We start from the raw sequence: 13633 nt of genomic DNA on the forward strand, positions 1-13633 counted from the left end.
GACCGCCAAGCGCCGCGGGCACGAGGCAGCGACGTGCCGCCGGGAACCGGCTGCCAAACGCCGCGGGCAGAAGGGAGCGACGTGTCGCCGGGGACCGACCGCCAAGCGTCGCGGGCAGGAGGCAGCGACGTGCCGCCGGTAACCGGCTGCCAGCGCCGCTTGTAAGAGGTCTGTTGGGCTGCTGACAGAAGACTCGCCCGGTGGGCGGCGAGAGGCTGTCTGGGCTGCGGCGAAAGGCTGATCAGGGGGCCGGCAGCGCGGTCGGCAGTGGGCCCGATCGGGCCGCCGCCGGGGGGCCGGTCGGGCCGTCTGCAGGGTCCGTTCAATCGCGGTCCCCGGACGAAATCCCTGGTGGGGCGCGTGGTGCCAGAGTCGCCTGTGATACTGGAAAAACCTGGCGTGACCTGTGACGTGGGTTACCAGGTCACGCCGCTGTCACAACGTGGCCAGGACTTGGTAAAAGCACTGACAGCCTATTGACCAGTGAGCAGGAATACGTGAGCGTTCCTCTCACGGCGGCGGCTTAACCCGTCCGCCGGTTCTACGCGCCTACACCGGCGAACACCATCGTCGGCACGGGACGCAGTTACCCACGTTCGCGACAACCGATCGGTTGCCCGCGCTGCGGGGGCCGGTCCGATCCAGCGGCAGCGCCGCGGTTCGGCCTAGGCGCCGTGGCCGGTAGCCGGGGAAAGGACCGACGCTCCATGGTCGTTGGACCCGGCACGCAGGTTCCGATCGCTGCGGATCCTGCCGAGGGCGCAAAGGCGATCGAGGGCCGCTCGCTCGGCCGCATCGCCTGGACCCGCCTCAAGCGCGACCGCGTCGCGATGGCCGGCGGGTACGTCGTGCTCTTCCTGATTCTGGTGGCGGTCTTCGCCCCGTTGATCGTCGACCTGTTCGGCTCGCCGCCGAACGAGTTCCACCAGAAGCTGATCGACACGAGCACGCTGGCGCCGTACGGCGGCACCGGCATCAGTGGCGACCACCTCTTCGGCGTGGAGCCGCAGAACGGCCGCGACATCTTCAGCCGGGTGGTCTACGGCGCCCGCATCTCGCTGCTGATCGCCTTCCTCGCCACCACGGTCTCCGTGGTCATCGGCTCTACCCTGGGCGTCATCGCGGGCTTCTTCGGCGGCTGGGTCGACGCGTTGATCAGCCGGGCGATGGACGTCTTCCTCGCGTTCCCGCTGCTGGTCTTCTCGATCGCGCTGGCCGGCGTCATCCCGGACTCGGCCTTCGGGCTCTCCGGCGACGCGCTGCGCATCGCCCTGCTGATCTTCATCATCGGGTTCTTCAGCTGGCCGTACATCGGGCGCATCGTCCGAGGCCAGACCCTGTCGCTGCGTGAGCGGGAGTTCGTGGACGCGGCCCGCAGCCTCGGTGCGCGCAGCCCGTACATCATCTTCAAGGAGATGATGCCGAACCTGGTGGGGCCGATCCTGGTCTACGCCACGCTGCTGATCCCGACGAACATCCTGTTCGAGGCCGCGCTGTCGTTCCTCGGCGTCGGCATCCGGCCGCCGACCGCAAGCTGGGGCGGCATGTTGTCGGAGGCCGCGAAGTTCTACACGATCTGGCACTTCATGTTCTTCCCGGGCATCGCGATCTTCATCACCGTGCTCTCCTTCAACCTTTTCGGTGACGGCCTGCGCGACGCGCTCGACCCGAAGGGCAAGCGCTGACATGCGCTTCGCGACTTTCACTCCAGCTGCGCGGTCCGGACCCGGACCGTTCCACCAGGGAGGTTGCTACAAGTGATCCGAAAGTCAAAGGTGCTGGTGGCCGGTACGGCCGCGCTCGCACTGTTGTTGTCCTCCGCGGCATGTGGCGGTAAGGACGACACCGATGAAACGACCAGCACCAGCAAGGCCGAGTTCAACGCGGCCCTGACCAAGGTGTTCAACCCTTCTGAGAAGAAGGGCGGCACCATCAAGCTCGCCAACGCCGGCGACTGGGACACCCTCGACCCGGGTGAGACCTACTACGGCTACTCGTGGAACTTCCTCCGCCTGTACGGCCGCGGTCTGCTCATGTACAAGCCGATCCCGGGCGCTGAGGGCAACACGGTCACCCCCGACCTCGCCGAGGGCCTGGGCGTGCCGACCGACGGTGGCAAGACCTGGACGTACAAGCTCCGCAAGGGCGTCAAGCTCGAGGACGGCACCGAGGTCAAGGCTGCCGACGTCAAGTACGCGGTGCTGCGCTCCATCGACAAGGAGACGTTCCCGAACGGCCCCGCCTACTTCGAGGGATTCCTGAATCTCCCGGCGGGCTACAAGGGCCCGTACAAGTCGAAGGGTGTCAACACCGACTCGGCGATCACCACCCCGGACGACAGCACCATCGTCTTCCACCTGAAGTCGGCCTTCGGCGGCTTCGACTACCTGGCGGCGCTTCCGCAGACCGTTCCGGTCCCGGAGGCCAAGGACACCGGCGCCAAGTACAAGGAACACGTCATCTCGTCCGGGCCGTACATGTTCGACCAGAACAACCTGGGCAAGAACTTCACGCTCAAGCGCAACCCGAACTGGGACCAGGCGACCGACCCGAACCGTAAGGCCCTGCCGGACGGTTACGAAGTCTCCCTGAACGTGAACGCGGACGACATCGACAACCGCCTGCTCTCCGGCGACCTCGACATCGACGTGGTCGGCACCGGCGTGCAGCCGGCCGCCCTCGGCCGTGTCGTGGGTGACCCGACCATCAAGGCGCAGACCGACAACCCGGTCATCGCCCGGCTCTGGTACACCTCGATCAACCCGACCGTGGCCCCGCTGGACAACATCGAGTGCCGCAAGGCCGTCGAGTACGCCGCGGACAAGACCGGCTACCAGACCGCTTACGGCGGCCCGCTCGCCGGTGGTGACATTGCGACGACGATCCTGCCGCCGCTGATCCCGGGTTACCAGAAGTTCGACCTGTACCCGTCCGGCGCCGACGGCACCGGCGACGTCGACAAGGCCAAGGCGGCGCTGACCGCTTGTGGCCAGCCGAACGGCTTCGAGACCAACATGGGCTACCGCGCCGAGCGGCCCAAGGAGAAGGCGACCGCCGAGTCGCTGCAGCAGTCCCTCGCCCGGGTCGGCATCAAGCTCACGCTGAAGCCGTACCCGCAGGGTGACTACTTCTCGCAGTACGCCGGCAACCCGCCGTACGTGAAGGCCAACAAGCTCGGCCTCGTCACCAACGGCTGGGGTGCTGACTGGAACGACGGCTTCGGCTTCCTGTCGCAGATCGTGGACAGCCGGGTCATCCGGGAGACCGGTGGCTCGTCCAACACCAGCGTCCGGATCCCCGAGGTCGACAAGATGCTCGACACGGCCGTGGCCGAGACCGACCAGGCCAAGCGCGACGCGCAGTGGGGTCCGATCGACAAGCGGGTCATGGAGGAGGCGGTGATCCTGCCGGGCGTCTACGCCAAGAGCCTGATGATCCGTCCGAAGCGTCTCTCCAACGTCTTCGTCAGCGAGGCGTACAACATGTACGACTACCTGTCGCTGGGCGTCGCGTAAACCATCCCCGCCACTTCTCCACACAGCTAGGTAGGTGAAGGCAGCAGGTGGCCGGTCCGGGGTGACCCGGGCCGGCCACCACAGCCGGGCTCTGTGATCACGTACATCATCAGGCGTCTGTTTGCGGCAGTAGTGCTGCTCTTCATCGTCAGCGCCGCCACCTTTGCGATCTTCTACTTGATTCCGCGCCTGGTGGGGTCGACCCCGGAGACGCTTGCCACCCGGTACGTCGGGCGGGCGGCGACCCCGGAGACGGTCAACCTCATCGCGCACCGGCTGGGTTTCTACGACCCGGTCTGGCTGCAGTACGGCCGCTGGATCAAGGGCATCTTCGTCGGCGCTGAGTACAACTACGGAGCCGGCGTGGAGCATTGCCCCGCGCCGTGCTTCGGCTACTCCTTCGTCACCCACCAGCCGGTCTGGCCGGAGCTGCTGGACCGGCTGCCGGTGACGCTGTCGCTGGCGATCGGCGCCTCGATCCTGTGGCTGCTCTTCGGGCTCTCCACCGGAGTCGTGTCCGCGCTGCGCCGCGGCTCGGTGCTGGACCGCGCCGCGATGACCTTCTCGCTCGCCGGCGTGTCCCTCCCGATCTTCTTCACCGGCATGATCGGCCTGCTGCTGTTCAGCTACAAGCTCGGCTGGACCGCTCCCGGCGGCAGCTACACGCCGTTCACCGAGGATCCGGGTGCCTGGTTCTACGCCCTCCTGCTGCCCTGGCTGGTACTGGCTCTGCAGTTCTCCGCCCAGTACGCGCGGCTGACGCGCGCCGGCATGCTCGAGACGATGGGCGAGGACTACATTCGCACCGCGCGGGCCAAGGGCCTGCGGGAACGCGACGTGAACATCAAGCACGGCCTGCGCGCCGCGCTCACCCCCATCCTGACCATCTTCGGCCTGGACTTCGGCCTGCTGCTCGGCGGCGCGGTCCTCACCGAGCAGGTGTTCTCCCTGCCCGGCCTCGGTAAGTACGCGGTCGACGCGATCACCACCAACGACCTGCCGAAGGTGTTGGGCGTGACGCTCATGGCAGCCTTCTTCGTCGTCATTGCCAACCTGATAGTCGACCTGCTCTATGCGGTCGTCGACCCGAGAGTGAGGGTGGGCTGATGTCCGGCGGACAGCCATTCCTCGAGGTCAAGGACCTTAAGATCCACTTCCCGACCGACGACGGCCTGGTACGCAGCGTCGACGGCCTGAACTTCTCGCTGGAGCGCGGCCGCACGCTGGGCATCGTCGGCGAGTCGGGATCCGGCAAGTCGGTGACCAGCCTGGGCATCATGGGCATCTACAACAAGCGCAACGCCCAGGTCTCGGGAGAGATCTGGCTGGACGGCGAGGAGATCGTCAGCGCCGACGCGGAGACCGTCCGCAAGCTGCGCGGCAACAAGCTCGCCATGATCTTCCAGGATCCGCTGTCGGCGATGCACCCGTACTACACGGTCGGCAAGCAGATCATCGAGGCGTACCAGGTGCACCACAAGGTGTCCACCAGGGTCGCCCGCAAGCAGGCGATCGACATGCTGGGCCGGGTCGGCATCCCGCAGCCGGACCGCCGGGTCGACGACTACCCGCACCAGTTCTCCGGCGGCATGCGCCAGCGCGCGATGATCGCGATGGCGCTGGTCAACGACCCGCAGCTGCTGATCGCCGACGAGCCGACCACCGCGCTCGACGTGACCGTGCAGGCGCAGATCCTGGACCTGATGCACGATCTGCAGGCGGAGTTCAACTCGGCGCTGATCGTCATCACCCACGACCTCGGCGTGGTCGCCGAGCTCGCCGACGACGTGCTGGTCATGTACGGCGGCAAGTGCATCGAGTTCGCCGACGCCGTGACGATCTTCGACCGGCCGGAGCACCCGTACACCTGGGGTCTGCTCGGCTCCATGCCCCGCATGGACCGGCCCAGCCAGGACCGGCTCGTGCCGATCCCGGGCCTGCCGCCGTCGCTGATCAACCTGCCGACCGGCTGCGCCTTCAACCCGCGCTGCGGTTACGAGGAGCGGACCGGCGGACTCGGAACTACGCTTTCGCCGGAGCTGAGCGGGGCCGGCGGCAGGAAACACCTGGTTCGCTGCCACCTGCCAACGGAAGAGCGGCAGCGCATCTGGCTGCAAGAGATCAAGCCGAAGCTGGAGGCGTGATGAGCGAGCGAGGCGACGCCCTGCTGTCGGTGAAGGGGCTGCAGAAGCACTTCCCGATCACCAAGGGCCTGCTGCGGCGCAAGGTCGGCGCCGTACGCGCGGTCGACGGCATCGATTTCGATGTCTACCGGGGCGAGACGCTCGGCCTGGTCGGCGAGTCCGGTTGTGGCAAGTCGACCACCGGACGGCTGCTGACCCGGCTGCTCGAGCCGACCGGCGGCTCGATCGAGCTGGACGGCCGCAACATCGCGCACCTGCGGCAGGGCCAGTTGCGCCCGCTGCGCCGCGACATGCAGATGATCTTCCAGGACCCGTTCTCGTCGCTGAACCCGCGGCACACCGTCGGCACGATCGTCGGCGCGCCGTTCCGGATCCAGGGCGTCAAGACCGAGCACGGCGTCAAGCGGGCCGTGCAGGACCTGCTGAAGCTGGTCGGCCTGAGCCCCGAGCACTACAACCGGTACCCGCACGAGTTCTCCGGCGGTCAGCGTCAGCGCATCGGCATCGCCCGCACCCTGGCGCTGCGGCCCAAGCTGATCATCGCCGACGAGCCGGTCTCCGCGCTGGACGTGTCGATCCAGGCGCAGGTGGTGAACCTGCTCGACGACCTGCAGGACGAGTTCGGCCTGACCTACGTGTTCATCGCGCACGACCTGTCCGTGGTGCGGCACATCTCCGACCGGGTCGCGGTCATGTACCTCGGCAAGATCGTGGAGATCGCGGACCGGGAGACGCTGTACCGCAGCCCGCGGCACCCGTACACGGTGGCGCTGATGTCCGCGGTGCCGGTGCCCGATCCGCGCCGGCGCGACCGCGCTCAGCGCGAGCGGGTGCTGCTGACCGGTGACGTGCCGAGCCCGATCAACCCGCCCTCCGGCTGCCGGTTCCGCACCCGCTGCTGGAAGGCGCAGGACATCTGCGCCAAGGAGGAGCCGCAGCTGGTGGTCCGCCTCGACGACCCGGCGTCGCACCAGACCGCCTGCCACTTCCCGGTCGCCGAGGATGAGTCGGTGGCGGGGCGCGCGCCCGCCTCCACCACGGCTTAGGTCACCCCCAGGTGACCTGCGGCGACGGGTAGAAGTCGACGCCCCGCAGCGTCCAGCGCGGGCCGTAGGCCCCGAGCCGGGAGGAGAACGACGCCCAGTCGTGTGTTGCTGCCGGTGACCAGCCGAGCTCGGCGATCGCCGGCAGCCGCGGGAACGCCATGAACTCGATGTCGTCGAGGTTGCGCAGCGTCTCGGACCACAGCGGCGCCTCGACGCCGATGACGGCGTCCTCGCCGACGCCGGTGACGTGGTTCGCCGGGTCCCAGCCGTACGCCGTCCGCACCTCGATGTAGCCGGCCCAGGAGAGCCCGAGCCGCGTGTTCGGGTCGTACTTCATGTCGAGGTACGCCTTGTTCGCCGGGGACATGACCACCCGGGTGCCGGCCGCGACCGCCGCCACCAGGTCCGGGTTCGTGGTCCCGGTGTTCCAGTACTGCGCCACCGCGTGCGCCGAGGCGCTGGACTTGGCGATCTCGTTCCAGCCGTACGCGGTCTTGCCGTACTTGGCGACCAAGGGCAGCACCCGCCGCTGGAAGGTCAGGTAGTCGGCCTCCGTGGTGGCGTGTGCCTCGTCGCCCCCGATGTGCAGGTATCGCCCGGGGGTCATCGCGGCGAGCTCGCGGATCACGTCCTCGACGAACCGGTAGGTCGTCTCCGACGAGATGCACAGCGAGCTGTAGCCCACGGCGGTGTCGGTACGCGGCGGCGGCGCCACCCCGTCGCAGGTCAGCTCGGGGTACGCGACCTGGGCGGCGTTGACGTGCCCCGGCATGTCGATCTCGGGCACGATCGTCACGTAGCGGGCGGCCGCGTACCGGACCAGGTCGCGGTAGTCGGCCTTGGTGAGGAAGCCGGGGCCCACGCCGTCGACGCCCGTGCCGGGGCCGCCGCCGACCGTGGTGAGCCGCGGCCAGCTGTCGATCTGGATCCGCCAGCCCTGGTCGTCCGCGAGGTGCAGGTGCAGATGGTTGATCTTGAAGCGGCTGATCTCGTCGATGTAGGACCTGATCTCGTCCGGGGTGTGGAAGTGCCGCGCCTCGTCGAGCATCGCCCCGCGGTACGCGAACCGCGGGTAGTCGACGATGCCGCCGCCCGCGACGCTCCAGGTGCGCCGCACCGGCGTCGGCGAGTCGATCTCCTTCGGCAGCAGCTGCAGCAGCGTCTGGGTGCCGGCGAAGAGCCCGGCCGGCCGGTTGGCCCGGATGGTCACGGCCTCGGGCGTGACGCTGAGCCGGTAGCCCTCGTCGCCGAGCCGCCGCTCACCGGCGCCGAGCAGCAGCGAGATCGTGGGCCCGCCGCGCGGCGCGGCCGGCACGACCGGCAGCGGGTAGCCGGTGGACGGCCGCAGCGCCCGGGCGAGTTGGTCGCCGACGGCCGCGGCCGGGCCGGGCCGGGCCCGGATCACGGTGCGCGGTCCGAGCCGGAAGGCCGCGCCCGCGACCGGGCTGACCTCGGCCGGCGCGGGAATGACCCGGGCGAGCGGAATCTCGGCGGCCGCCGCCGAGGCGGATGCCGTGGAGGCGGCCGCCGGCGCGGCGACGGCGGACAGCCCGAGGGCTGCCGTGAGGAGCATGCGGGACACGACGGGTCTGGCCACGATCCGACGCTACATAGGCGTCCATGGATCTGTAAAGGTTACTGCTAGATGGCTAGCCCTCGGGACGGTTCAGGATGCCGACCGCCACCGCGTGCACCGCGTCGAGGTCGGCGGGGTCCTTGAGGGTCGCGTTCGCGCCCGTCACGGCGTACCACTCGTCGGCGTCCTTGTACTGCACGCGGACCTTGACCTGATCGCCCGAGAGCTCGGTCCGCAGGGTCAGGTCGCCGGTGACGACGCCGACCTCGTCGGTCATCACCCCGCCCTGACCCGCGGTGATGTCGGTGGACCTGTTGGTCGCGGCGGGAGCCGCGGGGTCGGGGGTTGTCATCAGCACCTCGTCAGCATGTCGGTCAACGCGGACTTCTCGCCGGTGGTCACCGTGAGCTTCCACTTGGCCTTCACGGTGATCCAGTCCTGAGCGTATTGGCACCAGGCCTCGGTCCGCTCGGGCTTCCAGGTCGACGGGTCCTGGTCACCCTTTGACCGGTTTGACGACGCCGAAACCGCCACCAGCTGTGGATCATCGAGATCGTTGGCGAAGTCGCCACGCTTGTCGGTGGTCCATGCGGCGGCGCCGGAGCGCCACGCGTTGGCCAGCGGGACCATGTGGTCGATGTCGACCTTGCTCGGGTCGGCGATCTTGTCGCCGTCGTAGAAGCTCACCCAGGTGCCGGCGACGACGTTGCACCCGGAGAGCTTGACCTTGGTGCCGTCGCGCTTGAGCACGGTGTCGCGGACGTCGCAGTTGCTGCCCGCGCTGCGCCAGTGCGGAAACTTCTCCCGGCTGTAGCCGCGCATCGAGGCGGCCTTGGCGACGCTCAGCCCGTCGAGCAGCGCCCCGGCGTCACCGGCGCCGGCGGTCGAGGAGCCGGCGGTGGAGCCGCCGTCCGCCCCCGCGGTGACCGCCTCGCAGCCGGTGGCGGCGGTCAGGGTGAGCAGCGCGGCGGCGGCGCGGATGATCCATTGAGGAGCTGGGTGAGGTTGCACCCGCCAAGCGTATGCGCCGGGTGCCCGCTTCGCGCTGGTCGTCATCCGTGCCGGATACGTTCCGCGCGCCGTCCGGGAGGCCGGACGGCGCGCGGATCACGTTCAGCGGGCGCGGTTCACCGCGCTCGTCACGGCCTTGATCGAGGCGGTGACGATGTTCGCGTCGAGCCCGACGCCCCAGACGGTGCGGCCGTTGACCTCGCACTCCACGTACGCGGCGGCCTGTGCGTCACCGCCCGAGGAGAGCGCGTGCTCGGCGTAGTCCAGCACCCGGACCTGGATCGCCAGCGGCTGCAGCGCCTGCACGTACGCGTCGATCGGGCCGTTGCCGACGCCGACGATCGGCCGCCGGGTGCCGCGGTGCCGGATCTCGGCCTCGATCTCGACCTTGCCGTCCACGGTGGCGGTCGTGTAGCTCTCGAAGTCGACGATGCCGAACTGCTGGTGGGAGACGAGGTATTCGCCGGCAAAGATGTCCCACATCGCCTCCGGGCCGACCTCGCCGCCCTCGGCCTCGGTGAAGTGCTGCACCACGCCGGAGAACTCGATCTGCAGCCGCCGCGGCAGGTCGAACTTGTGCTCCTCCTTCATGATGTACGCCACGCCGCCCTTGCCGGACTGCGAGTTGACCCGGATGACGGCCTCGTAGCTGCGGCCCACGTCCTTGGGGTCGATCGGCAGGTACGGCACGCCCCAGGTGAACTTTTCAACCTCGACCCCGGCGAAGCTGGCGTCTGCGTGCAACGCCGTAAGCCCCTTCTTGATCGCGTCCTGGTGCGAGCCGGAGAAGGCGGTGTAGACCAGGTCGCCGACGTACGGGTGCCGCTCGTGCACGGGCAGCTGGTTGCAGTACTCGACCGCGCGCTTGATCTCGTCGATGTCCGAGAAGTCGATCATCGGATCGATGCCCTGGGAGAAGATGTTCAGCCCCAGCGTGACCAGGTCGACGTTGCCGGTGCGCTCGCCGTTGCCGAACAGGCAGCCCTCGACGCGGTCGGCGCCGGCCAGCATGCCGAGTTCGGCGGCGGCGACGGCCGTACCCCGGTCGTTGTGCGGGTGCAGGCTCAGGATGATGCTCTCGCGGCGGGGCAGGTTGCGGTGCATCCACTCGATGGAGTCCGCGTACACGTTGGGGGTGGCCATCTCGACCGTCGCCGGCAGGTTGATGATCAGCGGCCGGTCCGGGGTCGGGTCGATGACGTCGATGACCGCCGAGCAGATCTCCAGCGCGTATTCCAGCTCGGTGCCCGTGTAGGACTCGGGGGAGTACTCGTAGAAGATCTCGGTGTCCGGGGTGTGGATCTCCGCGTACTTCTGGCAGAGCCGCGCGCCGGTGGTGGCGATGTCGGTGATGCCGTCCTTCTCCAGGCCGAACACCACCCGCCGCTGCAGCGTCGAGGTCGAGTTGTAGAAGTGCACGATGGCGCGCTTGGCGCCGCGGATCGACTCGAACGTGCGGTCGATCAGGTGCTCGCGGCACTGCACCAGCACCTGGATGGTGACGTCGTCGGGGATCAGGTCCTGCTCGATGAGCTGGCGGATGAAGTCGAAGTCGGTCTGGCTGGCGGCCGGGAAGCCGACCTCGATCTCCTTGTAGCCCATCGCGACCAGCAGGCTGAACATGCGGCGCTTGCGCTCGGGGGACATCGGGTCGATCAGGGCCTGGTTGCCGTCGCGCAGGTCGACGGCGCACCAGCGCGGTGCGGCCTCGATGCGCCGGGCCGGCCACTGCCGGTCGGGCAGGTCGACGGCGAACTGCTGCTGGTACGGCTGGTAGCGCTCGAAGGGCATGCGGCTGGGCCGCTGGCGCGCGATGGGATCGGCGAAAACGTCGGAAGACATGTGAAGGCTCCTGTGAAGGTGGTCAGTGCGAGGACCGACCGGCGCGCGTCAACTCCGCGACGAGGTGCCGGCCTCTGATGGGGCCTCGTCGCGGCAGCGAAGGAGAAGCGTCTGCCACATGTCGAATGTCACCCTACGTGATCAACTCGGGTCCTGTTAACCCTACGCCCGGATCGTGGGAAGCACGGGGTCAGGCGGCCGGGATCACGCGGACGGGGCCGACGCCGGCGCCGACGGCTCGAGGGTCACCGGCGGGGGCGGCGGCGCGGTCAGGCCCATCGGCTCGCCACCGGTCACCGGGCCGGGCAGGTCGATGGTCGGCGGCGGCGCGACCGCCGAGCTCGCGATGGTCAGCGTGCCGAACCTGACCCGGGCCGCCGTGAGCAGGCCGTCGTCGGCGTAGCAGTAGATGCCGACGTCGACGGGTGCCGAGAGCGAGGTGGAGATGGTGTCGATCGAGTAGCAGCTGCCGGACGAGCCCTTGAGCGGCGCGGCGGCGGTCACGGACAGGGGGGACTGGCGGTCGGTGAAGACCGGCAGCCACCGCCGGAAGACCCGTTCGATCTTGGGGTCGTACTTCTTCGGTACGCGCTTGCCCTTGTCGGCGACCCGCACGCAGGTCGGCGTGATCGGGTTGGTGGCCGACGGGAGGGCGCACTGGAAGACGCCGGCGGCGGTCTCCGCGATCGAGACGTCCGTGGTCCCGCCGAGCGCGCCGGACGGGATGTCGACCCGCCAGGTGCCGTCGGCTGCCACCGTGGCCAGCACCGAGCGCGGGGCCTGGCCCGCGACCTCGAGGGTGTAGAGCGCCGCGAAGCGGTGATCCTCGGCCGCCGCGGCCCGGGCGGCGAGCGCGATCCGGGCGTCGTCGGCCGGCGCCGGCGCGGACGACGGGGGTGCGGCGGGCGGCTGCTGCTCGGGTTCGGAACCCCCGCAGGCGGCCGTGCCGGCGGTCAGCAGGGCGGCGGCCAGCGCGGGAAGGACACGCGTGGCGTGGCGGGGGCGCATCGAGACATTCTCGCCTCTCGACGCCCGGACCGGTCGTTGCGGGCGGTTGAACGCTTTCCCGGCGTGTCGCGGTACACAGGCCGGAATCTGGGATCGCCTGTCGGCGGCCGGGACGGCCGCCGCTAGTCTGGGGGCTCGAATGACCTGACCGGCGCCGCCGGCCTGCTAGAGATCTACAGGCCAGGCGGCGTCGGCACGTGTGGGTGGAAGGGAGCCGGCTGCCGTGGCCCTGATGGTGCAGAAGTACGGCGGTTCGTCCGTCGGCGATGCCGAGCGCATCAAGCGGGTGGCTGAGCGGATCGTGGCGGCCCGTAAGGCGGGGCACGACGTGGTCGTCGTGGTGTCCGCCATGGGCGACACCACGGACAACCTGCTCGACCTGGCCAACCAGGTCAGCCCGCTGCCGCCCGGCCGCGAGCTGGACATGCTGCTGACCGCCGGCGAGCGGATCTCGATGGCGCTGCTGGCGATGGCGATCCACAACCTGGGCTACGAGGCCCGGTCCTACACGGGCTCGCAGGCCGGCGTGCTGACCACGTCGGTGCACGGCCGGGCGCGGATCATCGACGTGACGCCGGGCCGGCTGCGCACCGCGCTGGACGAGGGCGCGATCGCGATCGTCGCCGGCTTCCAGGGCGTCTCCCAGGACACCAAGGACATCACCACGCTGGGCCGCGGCGGCTCCGACACCACCGCGGTCGCGCTGGCCGCCGCGCTGCACGCCGACGTGTGTGAGATCTACACCGACGTCGACGGGGTTTTCACCGCCGACCCGCGCATCGTCCCGAACGCCCGGCACATCAAGCAGATCACCTACGAGGAGATGCTCGAGCTGGCCGCGGGCGGGGCAAAGGTGCTGATGTTGCGATGCGTGGAATACGCGCGCCGATTCAAGGTGCCGATCCACGTACGCTCTTCCTACTCGAACAAGCTCGGCACGCTGGTCACCGGATCGATGGAGGACGCGGGAGTGGAACAGGCGCTTATCACCGGGGTCGCCCACGACCGCAGCGAGGCGAAGATCACGATCGTCGGCGTGCCCGACGAGCCCGGCTCGGCCGGCCGGATCTTCGAGACGGTCGCCCAGGCGGAGATCAACATCGACATGATCGTGCAGAACGTGTCGACCGAGGGCACCGGGCGCACCGACATCTCGTTCACCCTGCCCAAGGCCGACGGCCCGACCGCGATGGCCGCCCTTGACAAGATCAAGGAGCAGACCCGCTTCAAGGGGCTGCTCTTCGACGACCACGTGGGCAAGGTTTCGCTGATCGGCGCCGGCATGCGCTCGCACCCGGGCGTGGCCGCGTCGTTCTTCGCCTGCATCGGCGAGGCCGGCGTCAACATCGAGATGATCTCGACGTCGGAGATCCGGGTGTCCGTGGTCTGCCGCGACAGCGACCTCGACACCGCGGTCCGCGCCGTGCACGACACCTTCGAGCTGGGCGGCTCGGAGACGGCGGTCGTCTACGCCGGTACCGGCCGGTAAGC

The 13633-nt window shown here is 69.1% G+C and carries 11 protein-coding genes; 6 read left to right on the forward strand and 5 right to left on the reverse strand.

Annotation, left to right across the window (positions count from 1 at the left end):
• Nucleotides 1-707 precede the first annotated feature (707 nt).
• The 5 genes from AB0F10_RS03480 to AB0F10_RS03500 all read left to right on the forward strand — a co-directional run bounded on the left by AB0F10_RS03480 (nucleotide 708) and on the right by AB0F10_RS03500 (nucleotide 6705).
• Entirely contained in the window at nucleotides 708-1685 is a 978-nt protein-coding gene (locus AB0F10_RS03480; protein WP_360620215.1) for an ABC transporter permease, read from the forward strand.
• Between the two features lie 72 nt (nucleotides 1686-1757).
• A complete protein-coding gene (locus tag AB0F10_RS03485) occupies nucleotides 1758-3515 on the forward strand; it encodes an ABC transporter substrate-binding protein (protein WP_360620216.1) in 1758 nt (585 codons plus the stop codon).
• A gap of 93 nt (nucleotides 3516-3608) precedes the next feature.
• Nucleotides 3609-4622 carry an ABC transporter permease gene (locus tag AB0F10_RS03490; RefSeq protein ID WP_360620217.1) on the forward strand — a complete coding sequence of 338 codons (1014 nt, stop codon included), beginning with the start codon at nucleotides 3609-3611 and terminating at the stop codon, nucleotides 4620-4622.
• On the forward strand, nucleotides 4622-5659 hold the full coding sequence (locus tag AB0F10_RS03495; protein ID WP_360620218.1) for an ABC transporter ATP-binding protein: 1038 nt from the start codon (nucleotides 4622-4624) through the stop codon (nucleotides 5657-5659). The genes AB0F10_RS03490 and AB0F10_RS03495 overlap by 1 nt, the downstream gene beginning before the upstream one ends.
• A complete protein-coding gene (locus AB0F10_RS03500) occupies nucleotides 5659-6705 on the forward strand; it encodes a dipeptide ABC transporter ATP-binding protein (protein ID WP_360620219.1) in 1047 nt (348 codons plus the stop codon). Before AB0F10_RS03495 ends, AB0F10_RS03500 begins: the two co-directional genes overlap by 1 nt.
• 1 nt (nucleotide 6706) lies before the next feature.
• Here AB0F10_RS03500 and AB0F10_RS03505 read toward each other — a convergent pair whose 3' ends face one another.
• The 5 genes from AB0F10_RS03505 to AB0F10_RS03525 all read right to left on the reverse strand — a co-directional run bounded on the left by AB0F10_RS03505 (nucleotide 6707) and on the right by AB0F10_RS03525 (nucleotide 12142).
• Complete coding sequence (locus AB0F10_RS03505) at nucleotides 6707-8302, reverse strand: beta-N-acetylhexosaminidase (RefSeq protein ID WP_360620220.1); 1596 nt, start codon at nucleotides 8300-8302, stop codon at nucleotides 6707-6709.
• Nucleotides 8303-8354: 52 nt separating this feature from the next.
• Entirely contained in the window at nucleotides 8355-8738 is a 384-nt protein-coding gene (locus tag AB0F10_RS03510) for a hypothetical protein (RefSeq protein WP_360620291.1), read from the reverse strand.
• On the reverse strand, nucleotides 8633-9292 hold the full coding sequence (locus tag AB0F10_RS03515) for an HNH endonuclease family protein (protein ID WP_360620221.1): 660 nt from the start codon (nucleotides 9290-9292) through the stop codon (nucleotides 8633-8635). The genes AB0F10_RS03510 and AB0F10_RS03515 overlap by 106 nt, the downstream gene beginning before the upstream one ends.
• Nucleotides 9293-9394: 102 nt before the next feature.
• On the reverse strand, nucleotides 9395-11134 hold the full coding sequence (leuA, locus tag AB0F10_RS03520) for a 2-isopropylmalate synthase (RefSeq protein ID WP_360620222.1): 1740 nt from the start codon (nucleotides 11132-11134) through the stop codon (nucleotides 9395-9397).
• A 204-nt stretch (nucleotides 11135-11338) separates the two neighbouring features.
• Entirely contained in the window at nucleotides 11339-12142 is an 804-nt protein-coding gene (locus tag AB0F10_RS03525) for a hypothetical protein (protein ID WP_360620223.1), read from the reverse strand.
• 223 nt (nucleotides 12143-12365) lie between these two features.
• On the opposite strand from AB0F10_RS03525, the gene AB0F10_RS03530 reads away from it, so the two are divergent.
• Nucleotides 12366-13631 (forward strand): aspartate kinase, encoded by a 1266-nt coding sequence (locus AB0F10_RS03530; protein WP_360620224.1) that lies wholly within the window; start codon nucleotides 12366-12368, stop codon nucleotides 13629-13631.
• Nucleotides 13632-13633 lie beyond the last annotated feature (2 nt).

Origin of the sequence: Actinoplanes sp. NPDC026623 (assembly GCF_040638275.1) — a bacterium.
Lineage (GTDB): Bacteria > Actinomycetota > Actinomycetes > Mycobacteriales > Micromonosporaceae > Actinoplanes.

What these genes read in the sequence shown, in the direction of transcription:
- AB0F10_RS03480 (WP_360620215.1), top strand. Translation starts at nt 708, where the DNA reads ATGGTCGTTGGACCCGGCACGCAGGTTCCGATCGCTGCGGATCCTGCC.
- AB0F10_RS03495 (WP_360620218.1), top strand. Translation starts at nt 4,622, where the DNA reads ATGTCCGGCGGACAGCCATTCCTCGAGGTCAAGGACCTTAAGATCCAC.
- AB0F10_RS03500 (WP_360620219.1), top strand. Translation starts at nt 5,659, where the DNA reads ATGAGCGAGCGAGGCGACGCCCTGCTGTCGGTGAAGGGGCTGCAGAAG.
- leuA (WP_360620222.1), bottom strand. Translation starts at nt 11,134, where the DNA reads ATGTCTTCCGACGTTTTCGCCGATCCCATCGCGCGCCAGCGGCCCAGC.
- AB0F10_RS03525 (WP_360620223.1), bottom strand. Translation starts at nt 12,142, where the DNA reads ATGCGCCCCCGCCACGCCACGCGTGTCCTTCCCGCGCTGGCCGCCGCC.